Source organism: Lichenicoccus roseus, assembly GCF_005844085.1.
Taxonomy (GTDB): Bacteria; Pseudomonadota; Alphaproteobacteria; order Acetobacterales; family Acetobacteraceae; genus Lichenicoccus; species Lichenicoccus roseus.
On the sequence record NZ_VCDI01000002.1, the window covers coordinates 164,986 to 178,023 of the forward strand.

11 protein-coding genes are annotated in these 13,038 nt (G+C 67.7%); 9 read left to right on the top strand and 2 right to left on the bottom strand.

Annotated elements, in window-relative coordinates; translation table 11 throughout:
- Nucleotides 1–3: 3 nt before the first annotated feature.
- The 3 genes from FE263_RS06090 (at nucleotide 4) to maiA (ending at nucleotide 4,939) form a co-directional block, all read left to right on the top strand.
- Nucleotides 4–2,697 (top strand): MGH1-like glycoside hydrolase domain-containing protein, encoded by a 2,694-nt coding sequence (locus tag FE263_RS06090; RefSeq protein ID WP_138325088.1) that lies wholly within the window; start codon nucleotides 4–6, stop codon nucleotides 2,695–2,697.
- A gap of 58 nt (nucleotides 2,698–2,755) precedes the next feature.
- Nucleotides 2,756–3,985, top strand: a complete 1,230-nt coding sequence (locus tag FE263_RS06095; protein WP_138325089.1) for an NRAMP family divalent metal transporter — start codon at nucleotides 2,756–2,758, stop codon at nucleotides 3,983–3,985.
- 273 nt (nucleotides 3,986–4,258) lie between these two features.
- Nucleotides 4,259–4,939, top strand: coding sequence for a maleylacetoacetate isomerase (maiA, locus tag FE263_RS06100; RefSeq protein ID WP_240759084.1), 681 nt, complete (start codon nucleotides 4,259–4,261; stop codon nucleotides 4,937–4,939).
- Nucleotides 4,940–4,949: 10 nt separating this feature from the next.
- Here maiA and FE263_RS06105 read toward each other — a convergent pair whose 3' ends face one another.
- The gene (locus FE263_RS06105) at nucleotides 4,950–5,366 is read right to left on the bottom strand and encodes a UrcA family protein (protein ID WP_138325090.1); all 417 of its coding nucleotides are present in this window, start codon (nucleotides 5,364–5,366) and stop codon (nucleotides 4,950–4,952) included.
- 210 nt (nucleotides 5,367–5,576) lie between these two features.
- Between FE263_RS06105 and FE263_RS06110 the strand changes: the two genes are divergently transcribed.
- Nucleotides 5,577–6,326 carry a LytR/AlgR family response regulator transcription factor gene (locus FE263_RS06110; RefSeq protein ID WP_138325091.1) on the top strand — a complete coding sequence of 250 codons (750 nt, stop codon included), beginning with the start codon at nucleotides 5,577–5,579 and terminating at the stop codon, nucleotides 6,324–6,326.
- Nucleotides 6,327–6,336: 10 nt separating this feature from the next.
- Here FE263_RS06110 and FE263_RS06115 read toward each other — a convergent pair whose 3' ends face one another.
- Nucleotides 6,337–7,143: an IclR family transcriptional regulator domain-containing protein gene (locus FE263_RS06115; RefSeq protein WP_138325092.1), complete on the bottom strand. Its 807-nt coding sequence runs from the start codon at nucleotides 7,141–7,143 to the stop codon at nucleotides 6,337–6,339.
- A gap of 142 nt (nucleotides 7,144–7,285) precedes the next feature.
- On the opposite strand from FE263_RS06115, the gene FE263_RS06120 reads away from it, so the two are divergent.
- The 5 genes from FE263_RS06120 (at nucleotide 7,286) to glcF (ending at nucleotide 13,026) form a co-directional block, all read left to right on the top strand.
- Nucleotides 7,286–8,575 carry a PQQ-dependent sugar dehydrogenase gene (locus FE263_RS06120; protein WP_138325093.1) on the top strand — a complete coding sequence of 430 codons (1,290 nt, stop codon included), beginning with the start codon at nucleotides 7,286–7,288 and terminating at the stop codon, nucleotides 8,573–8,575.
- Between the two features lie 70 nt (nucleotides 8,576–8,645).
- A complete protein-coding gene (locus FE263_RS06125) occupies nucleotides 8,646–8,957 on the top strand; it encodes a c-type cytochrome (protein WP_205880287.1) in 312 nt (103 codons plus the stop codon).
- Between the two features lie 27 nt (nucleotides 8,958–8,984).
- Complete coding sequence (locus tag FE263_RS06130) at nucleotides 8,985–10,475, top strand: FAD-linked oxidase C-terminal domain-containing protein (RefSeq protein WP_456306565.1); 1,491 nt, start codon at nucleotides 8,985–8,987, stop codon at nucleotides 10,473–10,475.
- A gap of 14 nt (nucleotides 10,476–10,489) precedes the next feature.
- Nucleotides 10,490–11,719 carry a glycolate oxidase subunit GlcE gene (glcE, locus tag FE263_RS06135; RefSeq protein WP_138325094.1) on the top strand — a complete coding sequence of 410 codons (1,230 nt, stop codon included), beginning with the start codon at nucleotides 10,490–10,492 and terminating at the stop codon, nucleotides 11,717–11,719.
- A gap of 2 nt (nucleotides 11,720–11,721) precedes the next feature.
- Nucleotides 11,722–13,026 (top strand): glycolate oxidase subunit GlcF, encoded by a 1,305-nt coding sequence (gene glcF, locus FE263_RS06140; RefSeq protein ID WP_138325095.1) that lies wholly within the window; start codon nucleotides 11,722–11,724, stop codon nucleotides 13,024–13,026.
- Nucleotides 13,027–13,038: the final 12 nt, after the last annotated feature.

Genomic DNA, 13,038 nt, shown 5'->3' on the forward strand with positions numbered 1-13,038 from the left:
GAGATGAGCGGATCCCGGTCCCCAGATCATCGCCCGCGCGACGCCGAGCGACGGAGGCTCGACGAGTACCGGCACGGCATGCGCAACTGGCGCCTGTGGGGCCCATATCTGAGCGACCGGCAATGGGGCACGGTCCGCGAGGACTACAGCGACAACGGCGATGCCTGGGGCTACCTGCCGCACGAGCAGGCCCGCTCGCGGGTGTATCGCTGGGGCGAGGATGGGCTCGCCGGCATCTGCGACGACACCCAGCGCCTGTGCCTGTCACTCGCCCTGTGGAATGGCCGCGACCGCATGCTGAAGGAGCGGCTGTTCGGCCTGACCGGCCCGCAGGGCACCCATGGCGAGGACGTCAAGGAGCTGTACTGGCAGCTCGATGCGCTGCCGTCGCACACGTATCTGCGCATGCTCTATAAATATCCGCAGGCGGCATTCCCATACGAGCGGCTGGTCGAGGAGAGCCGGCGGCGTTCGCGCCACGAGGACGAGTTCGAGCTGATCGAGACCGGCGTGTTCGACGAGGGCCGGTATTTCGACGTGATGATCGAATACGCCAAGGCCGACGAGGCCGACCTGCTGATGCGCGTCACCGCCACCAATCGCGGTCCGGAACCCGCACGGCTGTTCGTGTTGCCGCAGATGTTCTTCGCCAACCACTGGTCGTGGCGCGAGAACCATCCGAAGCCGACCATGCGCAGCTACGGCCGCTCCTGCATCGTTGCCGAGCACCGCATGCTGGGCCACTACACCTTCCATGTAGAACCCGGCACCGAGGTCGTTTTCTGCGAGAATGAGACCAACCCGGCGGTGATCGGACTGCCGAAAGGCGATGGCGTCTACAAGGACGGCTTCCACGAGTATATCGTGAACGGTGACGCGCGGGCGATCCGGCGCGAGGGTCCGGCGACCAAATGCGCCGCCCTGCACGAGCACGTGCTGGCGCCGGGGGAAGCCTGGACGGTGCGCGTGCGACTTGTGCGTGGCGAGCCGATCATTCCGCCGTTCGCCGGCTTCGATAGCCTGGTCGAGACGAGACGCGCCGAGGCCGACCGGTTCTATGCCTCGCTGCAGAAGGACATCCCTGATCCGGACGCGCGGCTGGTGCAGCGCCAGGCACTGTCCGGCATGATCTGGAACAAGCAGTTCTACAGCATGGACGTGTATCGGTGGCTGCGCGGCGATCCGACGCTGCCGCCGCCGCCGGACAGCCGCCGGCGTGGCCGCAACCATGACTGGCGGCACTTGAATGCCGAAGACATCATCTCGATGCCGGACAAGTGGGAATATCCCTGGTTCGCCGCCTGGGATCTTGCCTTCCATTGCCTGACGCTGGCGCTGATCGATCCGGACTTCGCCAAGGAACAGCTGCTGCTGCTGGCGTCGGAAAGCTACATGCACCCGAATGGCCAGATCCCGGCCTACGAATGGAACTTCAGCGACAGCAATCCGCCGGTGCAGGCCTGGGCCGCCTGGCGGGTGTACCAGATAGAATGCGAGGCCAATGGCGGCCAGGGCGACCGCGGTTTCCTGGAGCAGATCTTCCACAAGCTGCTGCTGAACTTCGCATGGTGGGTCAACCGCAAGGACAACCAGGGCCGCAACGTGTTCCAGGGCGGCTTTCTCGGGCTCGACAATATCGGCGTGTTCGACCGCTCGCGGCCGCTGCCGATGGGCGGCTATCTGGACCAGACCGACGGCACCGCCTGGATGGCGATGTTCGCGCTCAACATGATGCGCATCGCGCTGGAGCTGTCGCTGGAGGACAATGCGTTCGAGGATATCGCCAGCAAGTTCTTCGAGCATTTCCTCTACATCGCCCAGGCGCTGAACGATATCGGCGAGCGCGGCGTCGGGCTGTGGAGCGAAACCGACAAGTTCTTCCACGACGTGCTCAACCTGCCGGACGGTCGCATGCAGGAACTCAAGCTGCGCTCGATGGTGGGACTGACGCCCTTGTTCGCTGTCGAGACGCTGGAGCCCGACCTGCTGAAGCGCCTGCCGCGCTTCTCGCGCCGGCTGCACCTGTTCCTGAGCCGCCGTCCGGACCTGGCCGGGTTGGTGGCGCGCTGGGACGAGCCGGGCCTGGGCGAGCGCCGGCTGCTGTCGCTGCTGCGCGGCCATCGCATGAAACGCCTGCTGCTGCGCGTGCTGGATCCGGCGGAGTTCCTGTCCGACTACGGCATCCGCTCGCTGTCGCGCCACCACGCCGATAATCCCTACGTCTTCGAGAGTGACGGTGCCCGCATCCATGTCGGCTACGAGCCGGGCGAGAGCCGCACCGAGATGTTCGGCGGCAACTCGAACTGGCGCGGGCCGATCTGGTTTCCGGTCAACTTCCTGATCGTCGAGGCGCTCGACCGGTTCTACCATTATTATGGCCGTGACTTCCTGGTCGAGTGTCCGACCGCCTCCGGACGGTTCCATACGCTGCGTGAGATCGCCGACGAGATCGCCTTGCGCCTGACCCGGCTGTTCCTCAAGGACGAGGATGGCCGACGGCCGTCGCTCGGTGAGGATGCGATGATGCAGAGCGATCCGCATTTCGCCGGGCTGGTGCTGTTCCACGAATATTTCCACGGCGACAGCGGCCGCGGGCTGGGGGCGTCGCACCAGACCGGCTGGACCGGGCTGGTCGCCAACCTGCTGGCCCGGAAGCCCGCCGCGAAGCCGCCGGCGCCGCGTGCCCCACCTGCCTGACCTCCCCATCCCAGAGGTAGGGGCGGCTGGTAGCGCGCTTTCGCAGCCGCCTTCGAGCATGATACGCAGGCTTGGCCCGGGCCTGATCACCGGGGCGGCCGACGATGATCCGAGCGGCATTGCCACCTACAGCCAGGTCGGCGCGCAACTCGGCTACGGCCTCGCCTGGACCATGTTGTTCAGCCTGCCGTTCATGATCGTGATCCAGGAGATCAGCGCCCGCATCGGCTGCGTCACCGGACGTGGCATCGCCGACAACCTGCGCCGGCACTACCCGTCCTGGCTGGTGCGCGGCGTGGTGCTGCTGCTGCTGGCCGCCAACACGATCAATCTCGGCGCCGACCTGGGCGCGATGGGCGCGGCGCTCAAGCTGCTGCTCGGCGGCAGTTCCAGGCTCTACACCACCGGGTTCGGCATCCTCTGCGTAGTCGCGGAGATCTTCGTCAGCTATGCCGTCTATGCCGGCTTGCTGAAATGGCTGACGGTCTCGCTGTTCTCCTACGTGGCGGTGGTGTTCACCGTGCACGTACCCTGGGGCAGGGCGCTCGCGGCGACCCTGCTGCCGCATCTCAGCTTCGACGGCGCCACCGCGACCGCCCTGGTTGCGGTGCTCGGCACGACGATCAGCCCGTATCTTTTCTTCTGGCAGGCGGCGCTCGAGGTCGAGGATCGCGGGAGACGCAAGGTCCCGCCGCTCTGCGTCACGCCGGGCGCCGCGCCGGCGCAGTTCTCCCGCATCCGCTTCGATACCGTCATCGGCATGGGCGCCTCCAACCTTGTCGCGCTGTTCATCATCTTCGCGACCGCCGCCACGCTGCATGCCAGCGGGGTCACCAACATCCAGACGTCGTCGCAGGCGGCCGAGGCGCTGCGGCCGATCGCAGGCGTCGCCACCTTCGCGGTGTTCGCCGCCGGCATCATCGGTACCGGCCTGCTGGCGGTGCCGGTGCTGGCCGGATCGTCCGCCTATGCGCTGTCGGAGGCGCTGCACTGGCGCGAGGGCCTGGACCGCCGGCTGCTGCAGGCGAAATCGTTCTATGCCACCATCGCTGTCTCGACCGTGGCGGGCATCGGCCTCAACTTCACCACGCTCGACCCGGTGAAGGCGCTCTACTGGAGCGCGGTGGTCAACGGCGTGCTGTCGGCGCCGGTGATGGCGGTGATGATGCTGATCGCCTCGAACGGCCGCATCATGGGCCGCCTGACCCTGTCGCGGCCGATGCTGGCGTTCGGCTGGCTGGCCACCCTGGTGATGGCCGCCGCCAGCATCGGCTTCTTCGTGCTGTAGACTGCAGGCCCGCCCAGCCGGCATTCCCGGTTGCGTGTCCATGCGGCGGACAGGCATGACCGGCCGGATCGGCACCATCCGGCCAGGCCTGACCCTCTGCGCCTGATGGCGCAGCAGGTCCTGGTCGATGTCGATGCCGGCGAGTAGCGCAATCCGGACTTCCTCGCGATCAACCCGGCGGCAGGCATCGGCTTCTTCGTCCTGCAGGCGGCGCGCTGGACCGCAACCGGCCGGTCGCGGCATGATCGGCGCCAACCATCCGGGAGACGACGCGTGGCCGACCAGAGTGCAAGCAAGCCGCATCTGACCCTCTATGCCTACTGGCGCACCTCGGCGACGTACCGGGTGCGGGTGGCGCTGGCGCTCAAGGGGCTGGCCGCGGAGGAGCGGCTGGTCGACATCGATGGCGGCGAGCATCTGCGACCGGAGTTCCTGGCGATCAACCCGCAGGGCGCGATCCCGGCGCTGGTGGTAGAAGGGCATGCGCCGCTCACCCAGTCGCTGGCGATCCTGGAATTTCTCGACGAGCAGCATCCCGAGCCGGCGCTGCTGCCGGCCGATGCGTATGGCCGGGCACGGGTGCGTTCGCTGGCCGCCACGATGGCCAGCGACACCCATCCGCTGATTGTGCCGCGGGTGCGGAAATACCTGAAGGAGGCAGCCGGGTTCGACGATGCGGCATGGCGTGCCTGGCAGACCCAGTGGTTTACCCGCGGCTTCACCGACATCGAGGCTCGGCTGCGGGACGACCCGGCGACCGGCAGGTTCTGCCACGGCAACAGCCTGACGATCGCCGATATCTGCCTCGCCAGCGTCGAGGCGGTCGCCCGGGTGTTCAGGATCAAGGTGGACAACATCCCGACCGTCGACCGCATCGTCGCCGAGTGCAACAGGCACGACCCATTCAGCCGCGCCGACCCGCTGGTCCAGGTCGGCGCGCCCGGTCCCGTCTGATCGCGCCGGATTATTGGCCCAGGGCGGTCGCGACTTCCACCGGGGCAGCCGATGCCGTCGCCTGGGCCACCAGCGCCGATCCGGTGGATGCCATCTGGATCCGCTGACGGGCCACTGCCCAGGCGTCACCCATCGCACGCTGGTAGCAGTCGAACAGGCTGTCGTCGGAGACGATCGTGTTCCCTCCGGCGTCCATGCAGACCCGCCGTGCGGCCACGCTGATGCGATGATGCAGCCGTCGCTGGTCATCGGGCGCTGCCAGGTTCAGGTCGGAGACCGGGACCGCGCGCGTGACGACCGCCATGTCGCCGTCGGCAGTGACCTCCTCGCGCGAGGGCGCCGCCGCGGATGCGGGGGTGAGATCGAGGATCAGAGCGGCACCGGTGAACAGGATCGCGAGTGTGGCAAGTTTGCCGAGCGAGTCCATTATGATCTCCTGACTAAAAGGGATGCTTTTTGTTTTTCCCAGACGGAGGTCGCCGAAACCGAAGTAGTGTCCGGCATCGGATCCGTCGTGCAATCGTACGGGACCAGGAACATTTCTTCCGCCACCGGGCGACGGACGGCTCGATACGTGTGACGAAGGCGGTGGAACCACCGCGAACGTCGCCCCCGCCCGCTCAGCAGCGATTGGGACATGGCCGACACCGTCAGTGCGATCATTGCCGAGGACGAGCGCAACATGCACAGCGACCTGCAGGCGCGCCTGCGCAGGCTGTGGCCGGAACTGCGGATTGTCGCCGCCGCCGGCGATTGCCTCCAGGTCCTGTCGTTGTCCACGACATGGCAGCCGGAAGTGCTGTTCCTCGATACGGAGATGCCGCCGCTGGGTGGCCTGGAGGTGGCGCGGCGGCTCTCCGCCAACTGCCATGTCGTGTTCCTCAGCGACCGTGACCACCATGCCGTCGATGCCTTCCGGCTGGGTGCCACCGACTACGTGCTGAGGCCGTTCGACGACGAGCGGTTGGCAAGCACGCTGCAGCGACTCAGGCAGCGCCTCGGCACACCAACTTCGTCGGTGGAGGCGATGGTGCGCGGGCTGCTCCCGGCGATACGGCCGAAGGACTACATAACCTGGATCAAGGCGTCGCGCGGGAACGACATCGAGCTCATCAGGGTATCCGACATCCAGTATTTCCAGTCAGGCATGAAATACACCAGTGTCCACACCTGCTTGCGCGAAGCCCTGATCCGGCGTCCGGTGAAGGAGCTGGTCACCCAGCTGGATCCGGACCGCTTCTGGCAGATCCACCGCTCGACGATCGTCAATGTCGAAGCCATCGACAGGATCAGTCGCGATCATTCCGAGATGCGGGTGAGGCTGCGCACCACCGGCACATGTCTCGCGGTCAGCGACGCCTACCGGCACCTGTTCCGGCAGATGTAGGACTGCCGGCTCACCCGGCTTCTGGACGCCGCGCACCCAGCTCGTGCGAGATCGTCCGCGCCGCGCCGACCACCAGGGCGGCGACCGGGCCGAGGCGCTCGTCGGTCATGCGCGCCATCGGGCCGGATGCCGAGATGGCGCCGACGACGTCGCCGTTCTCGTCATGGATCGGTGCGGCCAGGCATCGCAGCCCGACGGCATGCTCCTCGTCGTCTATCGCATGGCCGACGCGACGCGAGCGCTCTAGTTCGGCGCGCAGCAGGGCCGGGCTGCCGATGGTCCTCACGGTCAGGCACTGCATGCCCTGGCGACGCAGGATGCGCGCCAGCGCCTTGTCCGACCACGACATCAGGATCGCCTTGCCGACGGCGGAACAGTGCAGCGGCACCCGCGAACCCGGCCGGGCAAAGGCGCGCATCATCTGCCGGCACTCGACCTGCGCCAGGTAGACCGCCATGCCGTCATCCTCGACGGCGAGATTGACCGTCTCGCCGGTCTCCTCCATCAGCACGCGCATGTGCGGCCGCGCCAGCCCGATCAGGCTGCGTGTCTTGGTGAAGCCGCAGCCGGCCACGAAGGCCTGCATGCCGATCGACCATAGCCGCCTGTCCTGGTCGAAGCGCACGTAGCGCTCCTGTTCGAGCGTGGTGAGCAGGCGGTGCGCCGTCGAGGAGGGCAGGCCGGCCTGCTGCGCAAGCTCGGTCAGGCTCATGCCGCCTTCAGGCGCTTCCGCGATGCGGTTCAGCAGCGACAGCGCCCGGACCAGGGACTGCACCTGGTCGCTGCCTCCGCGCACGAGCCCGGTACGCGTCGTCATGCTGTCTAAGCCGCTGATTTACCCACGGTCATGTAGCTCGTTCTCGCCATGCGGGAAAGCCTTCCACGAAGACGGTTTTCATGCTGGGATGAGAAGTACTCGGGGCGCTGGATAACGACTTCCGAGACGGGGAGAGAACTCAATGAAGATGACCTGGAAGGTGGCAGGTGCTGCCGCCGGCCTTGCGCTGGTGGCGGGCGGGGTTGCGCGCGCGCAGGATGCAACCGCTTCCGGTGCGGGCAGCTCGCCGAACGCCATGAACAAGCTCGAGGACTTCCACTCGACCGGCGCCAAGCGGATCCCGCTGATCCCGCAGGATCCCGACCATGCCGCCGAGATCGAGAAGACCCTGGCGAACATCAAGCTGCCACCCGGCTTCAAGATCAGCCTGTATGCGCAGGTCCCGGATGCACGCATGATCGCCATCGGGCCGCAGGGCGTGGTGACGTTCGTCAGCACCCGCAAGGACAAGATCTATGCACTGACCGACCGCACCCGCTCCGGCCATGCGACCGAGGTGAAGGAGTTCGCCGGCACCCTCGAGTTCAAGAACCCGAACGGGATCTGCTTCTCGCGCGACGGCATGCTGTATGCGGTGGAGCAGAACCGCGTGCTGCAGTTTCCGGCTGCGGAATTCTTCTACGAGAATGCCGACGTCGCGGTGTCGACCGTCGTCAAGCAAGGTGACCTCATCCCGGCCGACGAGGAGAGCTTCAACCACTCCGCCCGTGCCTGCCGGGTGGGACCTGACAACAAGCTGTATATCGCGGTCGGCCAGCCGTACAACGTCTATGCGCCCGCCAAGTACGACAAGTTCTACAAGGCCGGGATGGGCGCCATCATCCGCATGAACCAGAACGGCACCGACCGCGAGACCTACGCGCACGGCGTGCGGAATTCGGTCGGCCTGGATTTCGACCCGAAGGACCACACGCTCTGGTTTACCGACAACCAGGTCGACGGCATGGGCGACGATATCCCGCCAGGCGAGATCAACCATGCCAGCAAGATGGGACAGAACTTCGGCTTCCCGTGGTATGGCGGCGGGCATGTCCGTACTGTCGAGTACAAGGACCAGACGCCGCCGGCCGGACTGGTATTCCCGGTGGTCGAGGAAGTGGCGCATGCCGCGGATCTCGGCATGTCGTTCTATCACGGCAAGATGTTTCCCAAGGAATACCAGGGCGCCATCTTCTCGGCCCAGCACGGCTCCTGGAACCGCACCACCGCGGTGGGCGCGCGGGTCATGGTGACCTTCATCCGGCCGGATGGCACCTCGGCCGGCTCCAAGCCGTTCGCGGAGGGCTGGCTCAATTCGGACGGCGCCTATGACGGCCGCCCGGTCGACGTGGAGCAGATGCGCGACGGCTCGCTGCTGGTGTCGGACGATTTTGCCGGCGCGGTCTACCGCATCACCTACAGCGCGAAGTAGCCTGTCCCGGCGCGGTCCGCTGTCCTGCGATGGCGGGCCGCACGGTTCACGAAGAGAGGATTTTCCGCACGTGTTGAGAGCGACCACACTACTCGCTGCCGCCGCCATCGCGATGGTGGGCGTGCAGGCCGAAGCCGCCGATATCGCGGCCGGCAAGACCCTGGCCGTGCGCTGCTCCGCCTGTCACGGACCGGCGGGCATCGCCGTGACGCCGGATGCGCCCAATCTCGCCGGCCAGAACGAGGCCTACCTTTCCGCCCAGTTGACCGCGTTCCATACCGGCGCACGGCAGAACGAAATGATGTCGATGATGGCAAAGCCGCTCACCGATGCCCAGATAGCGGATCTCGCTGCCTACTATCACAGCCTGCCGGCAAAATAGGGCTGCGGCGCCGGCCCGGAGGACGCCTTGCTCACAATGCCAGTTCCGGACGGCGCCGTGCTCTCGCGCCGGGCCGAGATCGTCACCGCCCTCCGTCGCATCGTGCCGGGGGAGGGGGTTATCGATTCCGAGGAGGAGCGGCGGGTCTATGAAAGCGACGGCCTGACCGCCTACCGCACGCTGCCGATGGTGGTGGTGCTGCCGGAGACGGTGGACCAGGTCCGCCGGGTGATGCGCTATTGCAGCGAGCACGGCATCAAGCTGGTACCGCGCGGCGCCGGCACCTCGCTCTCCGGCGGCGCGCTGCCGCTCGCCGATGGCGTGCTGCTCGGCATGGGCAAGTTCAAGCGCATCCTGGAGATCGACATCGCCAACCGCTGCGCGGTGGTGCAGCCCGGGGTGACCAACCTCGCCATCACCCATGCGGTGCAGGACCAGGGCTTCTATTACGCGCCCGACCCATCCAGCCAGATCGCCTGCACCATCGGTGGCAATGTCGGCGAGAATTCCGGCGGCGTGCATTGCCTCAAGTATGGCCTGACCACCAACAACGTGATCGGCATCGAGATGATCACCATCGATGGCGAGGTGGTGCGGCTCGGCGGCAAGCATTTCGACGCCGCCGGCTACGACCTGCTCGGCGTCATGGTGGGCTCCGAGGGACTGCTCGGCGTGGTCACCGAAGTGACCGTGCGGCTGCTGCCGAAGCCTCCTGGCGCGCGGGCGCTGCTGATCGGTTTCCCCAGCGTGGTCGGTGCCGGCGAGTGCGTGGCCGCGATCATCGCCGCCGGCATCATCCCCGGCGGCATGGAGATGATGGACAAGCTCGCGGTGCAGGCGGCGGAAGCCTTCGTGCATGCGGGCTATCCGCTGGATGCGGAAGCGCTGCTGATCGTCGAGCTCGACGGCTGCGAGGCGGAGATCGACCATCTGGTTGCCGCCGTCGAGGACATCGCCGGACAGCATGGCGCGACGAGTTGCCGGGTCAGCCAGAACGAGGCGGAGCGGCTGAATTTCTGGGCCGGCCGCAAGGCGGCGTTCCCCGCGGTGGGGCGCCTGTCGCCCGACTACTACTGCATGGACGGCACCATTCCGCGTCGCCGCCTGGGTGACGTGCTGGCGCGCATGAAACAGATGGAAGGCCAGTACAAGCTGCGCGTCGCCAACGTGTTCCATGCCGGCGACGGCAACCTGCATCCACTGATCATGTACGACGCCAACCAGCCGGGTGAGCTCGAGCGCGCCGAGGAGTTCGGCAACGACATCCTGCGCCTGTGTGTCGAGGTCGGTGGCGTGCTGACCGGCGAGCACGGCGTCGGTGTCGAGAAGCGCGACCTGATGGGCACCATGTTCGACGACACCGATCTCGAGCAGCAGCAGCGGCTCAAATGCGCCTTCGATCCGGACAGCCTGCTCAATCCGGGCAAGGTGTTCCCGCAACTCTGCCGCTGCGCCGAGCTCGGCCGGGTGCACGTGCATGCCGGGCAGACCCGGTTCCCAGAGCTGCCACGGTTCTGACGGCGGCGGACGACATGACCAGCTTCCGGCCGACCAGCGCCGCCGAGGTCGCGGAGATCGTCACGTGGGCGGCGGCCGAACGCCAGCCGCTCGAGATCGTGGGCGGTGGCAGCAAGTGTGGCCTGGGTCGCGCCAACCGGCCGGAGCACCGGCTCGAGGTCGCGGCGCTCAGCGGCATCCTGGACTACGAACCGCCGGAACTGGTGCTCACCGCGCAGGCGGCGACGCCGATGCGGGCCATCGCCGCCGCCCTGGACGCCGAGCGCCAGATGCTGGCCTTCGAGCCGCCGGACTGGAGCGCCCTGCTCGGCACCTCCGGGAGCGAGCCGACCCTGGGTGGCGTGGTGGCGACCAACCTCGCCGGACCGAGGCGGGTGCGGGCGGGTGCGGCACGCGATCATTTCCTTGGGTTCGCGGCGGTGAACGGGCGTGGCGAGGCCTGGAAGGCTGGTGGCAAGGTGGTGAAGAACGTCACCGGCTACGATCTCTGCAAGCTGCAGGCTGGCGCCTATGGCACGCTCTCGGTGCTGACCGAGCTGTCGGTTCGCGTGCTGCCGCGGCCGGAGCAGGAGTGCAGCGTGCTGCTGGCCGGGCTGGAAGACGAGGCCGCGATCCGGGCGATGGCCGCCGCCCTCAACACGCCGCACGAGGTGTCGTCGGTGGCGCATCTGCCGGCAGCGGTGGCAGCGCGCGTCGCGGGCCCGGCCGGGGCGGGCGGCAGCCTGACGGTTCTGCGCCTCGAAGGTCCCGGCCCGTCGGTGGCCTATCGCGCGGAGGCCCTGCAGGCCGAAGCCTTGCGGCAGGGACGCGAGTGTCACCTCCTCGACCATGCGTCCAGCACCGCCGTGTGGGCCGCGATCGGCGCGGTGCAGCCGTTGCTGGCGCGCACCGACAGCGTGGTGTGGCGCGTCTGCCCGACGCCCGCGTCGGCGGCGTCGGTGCTGCATGCCATACAGGCGGCGCGCATCGGCGCGGAGGGTTTCTACGACTGGGGCGGCGGCCTGCTCTGGGTCAGCCTCGCACCCGACCAGGCCGGCGACGATTGCGGAGCGGCCATCGTGCGCGGCGCGGTCGCGGCGGCGGGGGGGCACGCCATGCTGCTGCGCGCGCCGGACCCTGCGCGCGCCTCGGTGCCGGTGTTCCAGCCCGAGCCGGCATCCCTGCGCGCGCTGGCGCAGCGGGTGAAGTCGGGTTTCGATCCCGTCGGCATCCTCAATCCGGGCCGCATGCAGGAAGGCGTCTGACGATGCAGACCAGGTTCACCGAGGCGCAGCTCGCCGATCCGGATACCGCCTCGTCGGCCGGCATCCTGCGTGCCTGCGTGCATTGCGGCTTCTGCACCGCGACCTGTCCGACCTATGTGCTGCTCGGCGACGAGCTCGATAGCCCGCGCGGCCGCATCTACCTGATCAAGGACATGCTGGAGAACGACCGGCCTGCCACCGAGAAGGTGGTGAAGCATATCGATCGTTGCCTGTCGTGCCTTGCCTGCATGACAACCTGCCCGTCGGGCGTGAACTACATGCACCTGGTCGACCACGCCCGGCAGCATATCGAGCGGACCTACCGGCGGCCCTGGCAGGATCGGGCAATGCGCCGGATGCTGGAGATGGTGCTGCCGAAGCCGGGCCGGTTCCGCGCCATGCTGCTGGCCCGCCGCCTCGGCCAGCCGTTGATACCGCTGATGCCGGCGAAGCTGCGCGCGATGGCGTCGATGGCGCCGAGCCGGTTGCCGCGCGCCTCCCGTATGGATCGCCCGCGCCGCCATCGCGCCGAGGGCACGCGGATCAGGCGCGTCGCGCTGATGATCGGCTGTGCACAACGCGTGCTGGCGCCGCAGATCAACGAGGCGACGATCCGGCTGCTGACCCGACATGGCTGCGAGGTGGTGGTGAGCCGAGGCGCCGGCTGCTGCGGCGCGCTGACGCATCATCTCGGGCGCGACGCCCACGACCTGGCACGCGCCAACATCCTGGCCTGGAGCGAGGAGCTGGAGCAGCGCGGCCTGGATGCCATCGTCATCAATGCGTCCGGCTGCGGCACCACGGTGAAGGATTACGGGCACATGTTCCGTACCGATCCGGAGCTGGCGGACAAGGCGCGCACCATCTCCGCGCTCGCCCGCGACATCACCGAGGTGATCGGCGAGATCGGGCTGCAGCGTCCGTCGATCGTGACCGGGCAGCGGGTCGCCTACCACAGCGCGTGCTCGCTGCAGCATGGCCAGCGGGTGCAGGCCGAACCGAGGAAGCTGCTGGCCGCGGCCGGTTTCGAGGTGGCGGAAGTGCCGGAAGGGCATCTTTGCTGCGGCTCGGCCGGCACCTATAACCTGCTGCAGCCGGAAATCGCCGGGCAACTGCGCGACCGCAAGGTGGCCAATATCGAGCGCACCCGGCCCGATGTGATCGCCGCCGGCAATATCGGCTGCATGACGCAGATCGCGACCGGCACCGGGATCCCGGTGCTGCACACCGTCGAATTGCTGGATTGGGCCACCGGCGGCCCGCGTCCGCCCGGCCTTGTCGCAAACGCCTTGCAGGCTGCCGTCTGACCCAACGCCAGA

What these genes read in the sequence shown, in the direction of transcription:
- FE263_RS06090 (WP_138325088.1), top strand. Translation starts at nt 4, where the DNA reads ATGAGCGGATCCCGGTCCCCAGATCATCGCCCGCGCGACGCCGAGCGA.
- FE263_RS06095 (WP_138325089.1), top strand. Translation starts at nt 2,756, where the DNA reads ATGATACGCAGGCTTGGCCCGGGCCTGATCACCGGGGCGGCCGACGAT.
- FE263_RS06105 (WP_138325090.1), bottom strand. Translation starts at nt 5,366, where the DNA reads ATGGACTCGCTCGGCAAACTTGCCACACTCGCGATCCTGTTCACCGGT.
- FE263_RS06110 (WP_138325091.1), top strand. Translation starts at nt 5,577, where the DNA reads ATGGCCGACACCGTCAGTGCGATCATTGCCGAGGACGAGCGCAACATG.
- FE263_RS06115 (WP_138325092.1), bottom strand. Translation starts at nt 7,143, where the DNA reads ATGACGACGCGTACCGGGCTCGTGCGCGGAGGCAGCGACCAGGTGCAG.
- FE263_RS06120 (WP_138325093.1), top strand. Translation starts at nt 7,286, where the DNA reads ATGAAGATGACCTGGAAGGTGGCAGGTGCTGCCGCCGGCCTTGCGCTG.
- glcE (WP_138325094.1), top strand. Translation starts at nt 10,490, where the DNA reads ATGACCAGCTTCCGGCCGACCAGCGCCGCCGAGGTCGCGGAGATCGTC.
- glcF (WP_138325095.1), top strand. Translation starts at nt 11,722, where the DNA reads ATGCAGACCAGGTTCACCGAGGCGCAGCTCGCCGATCCGGATACCGCC.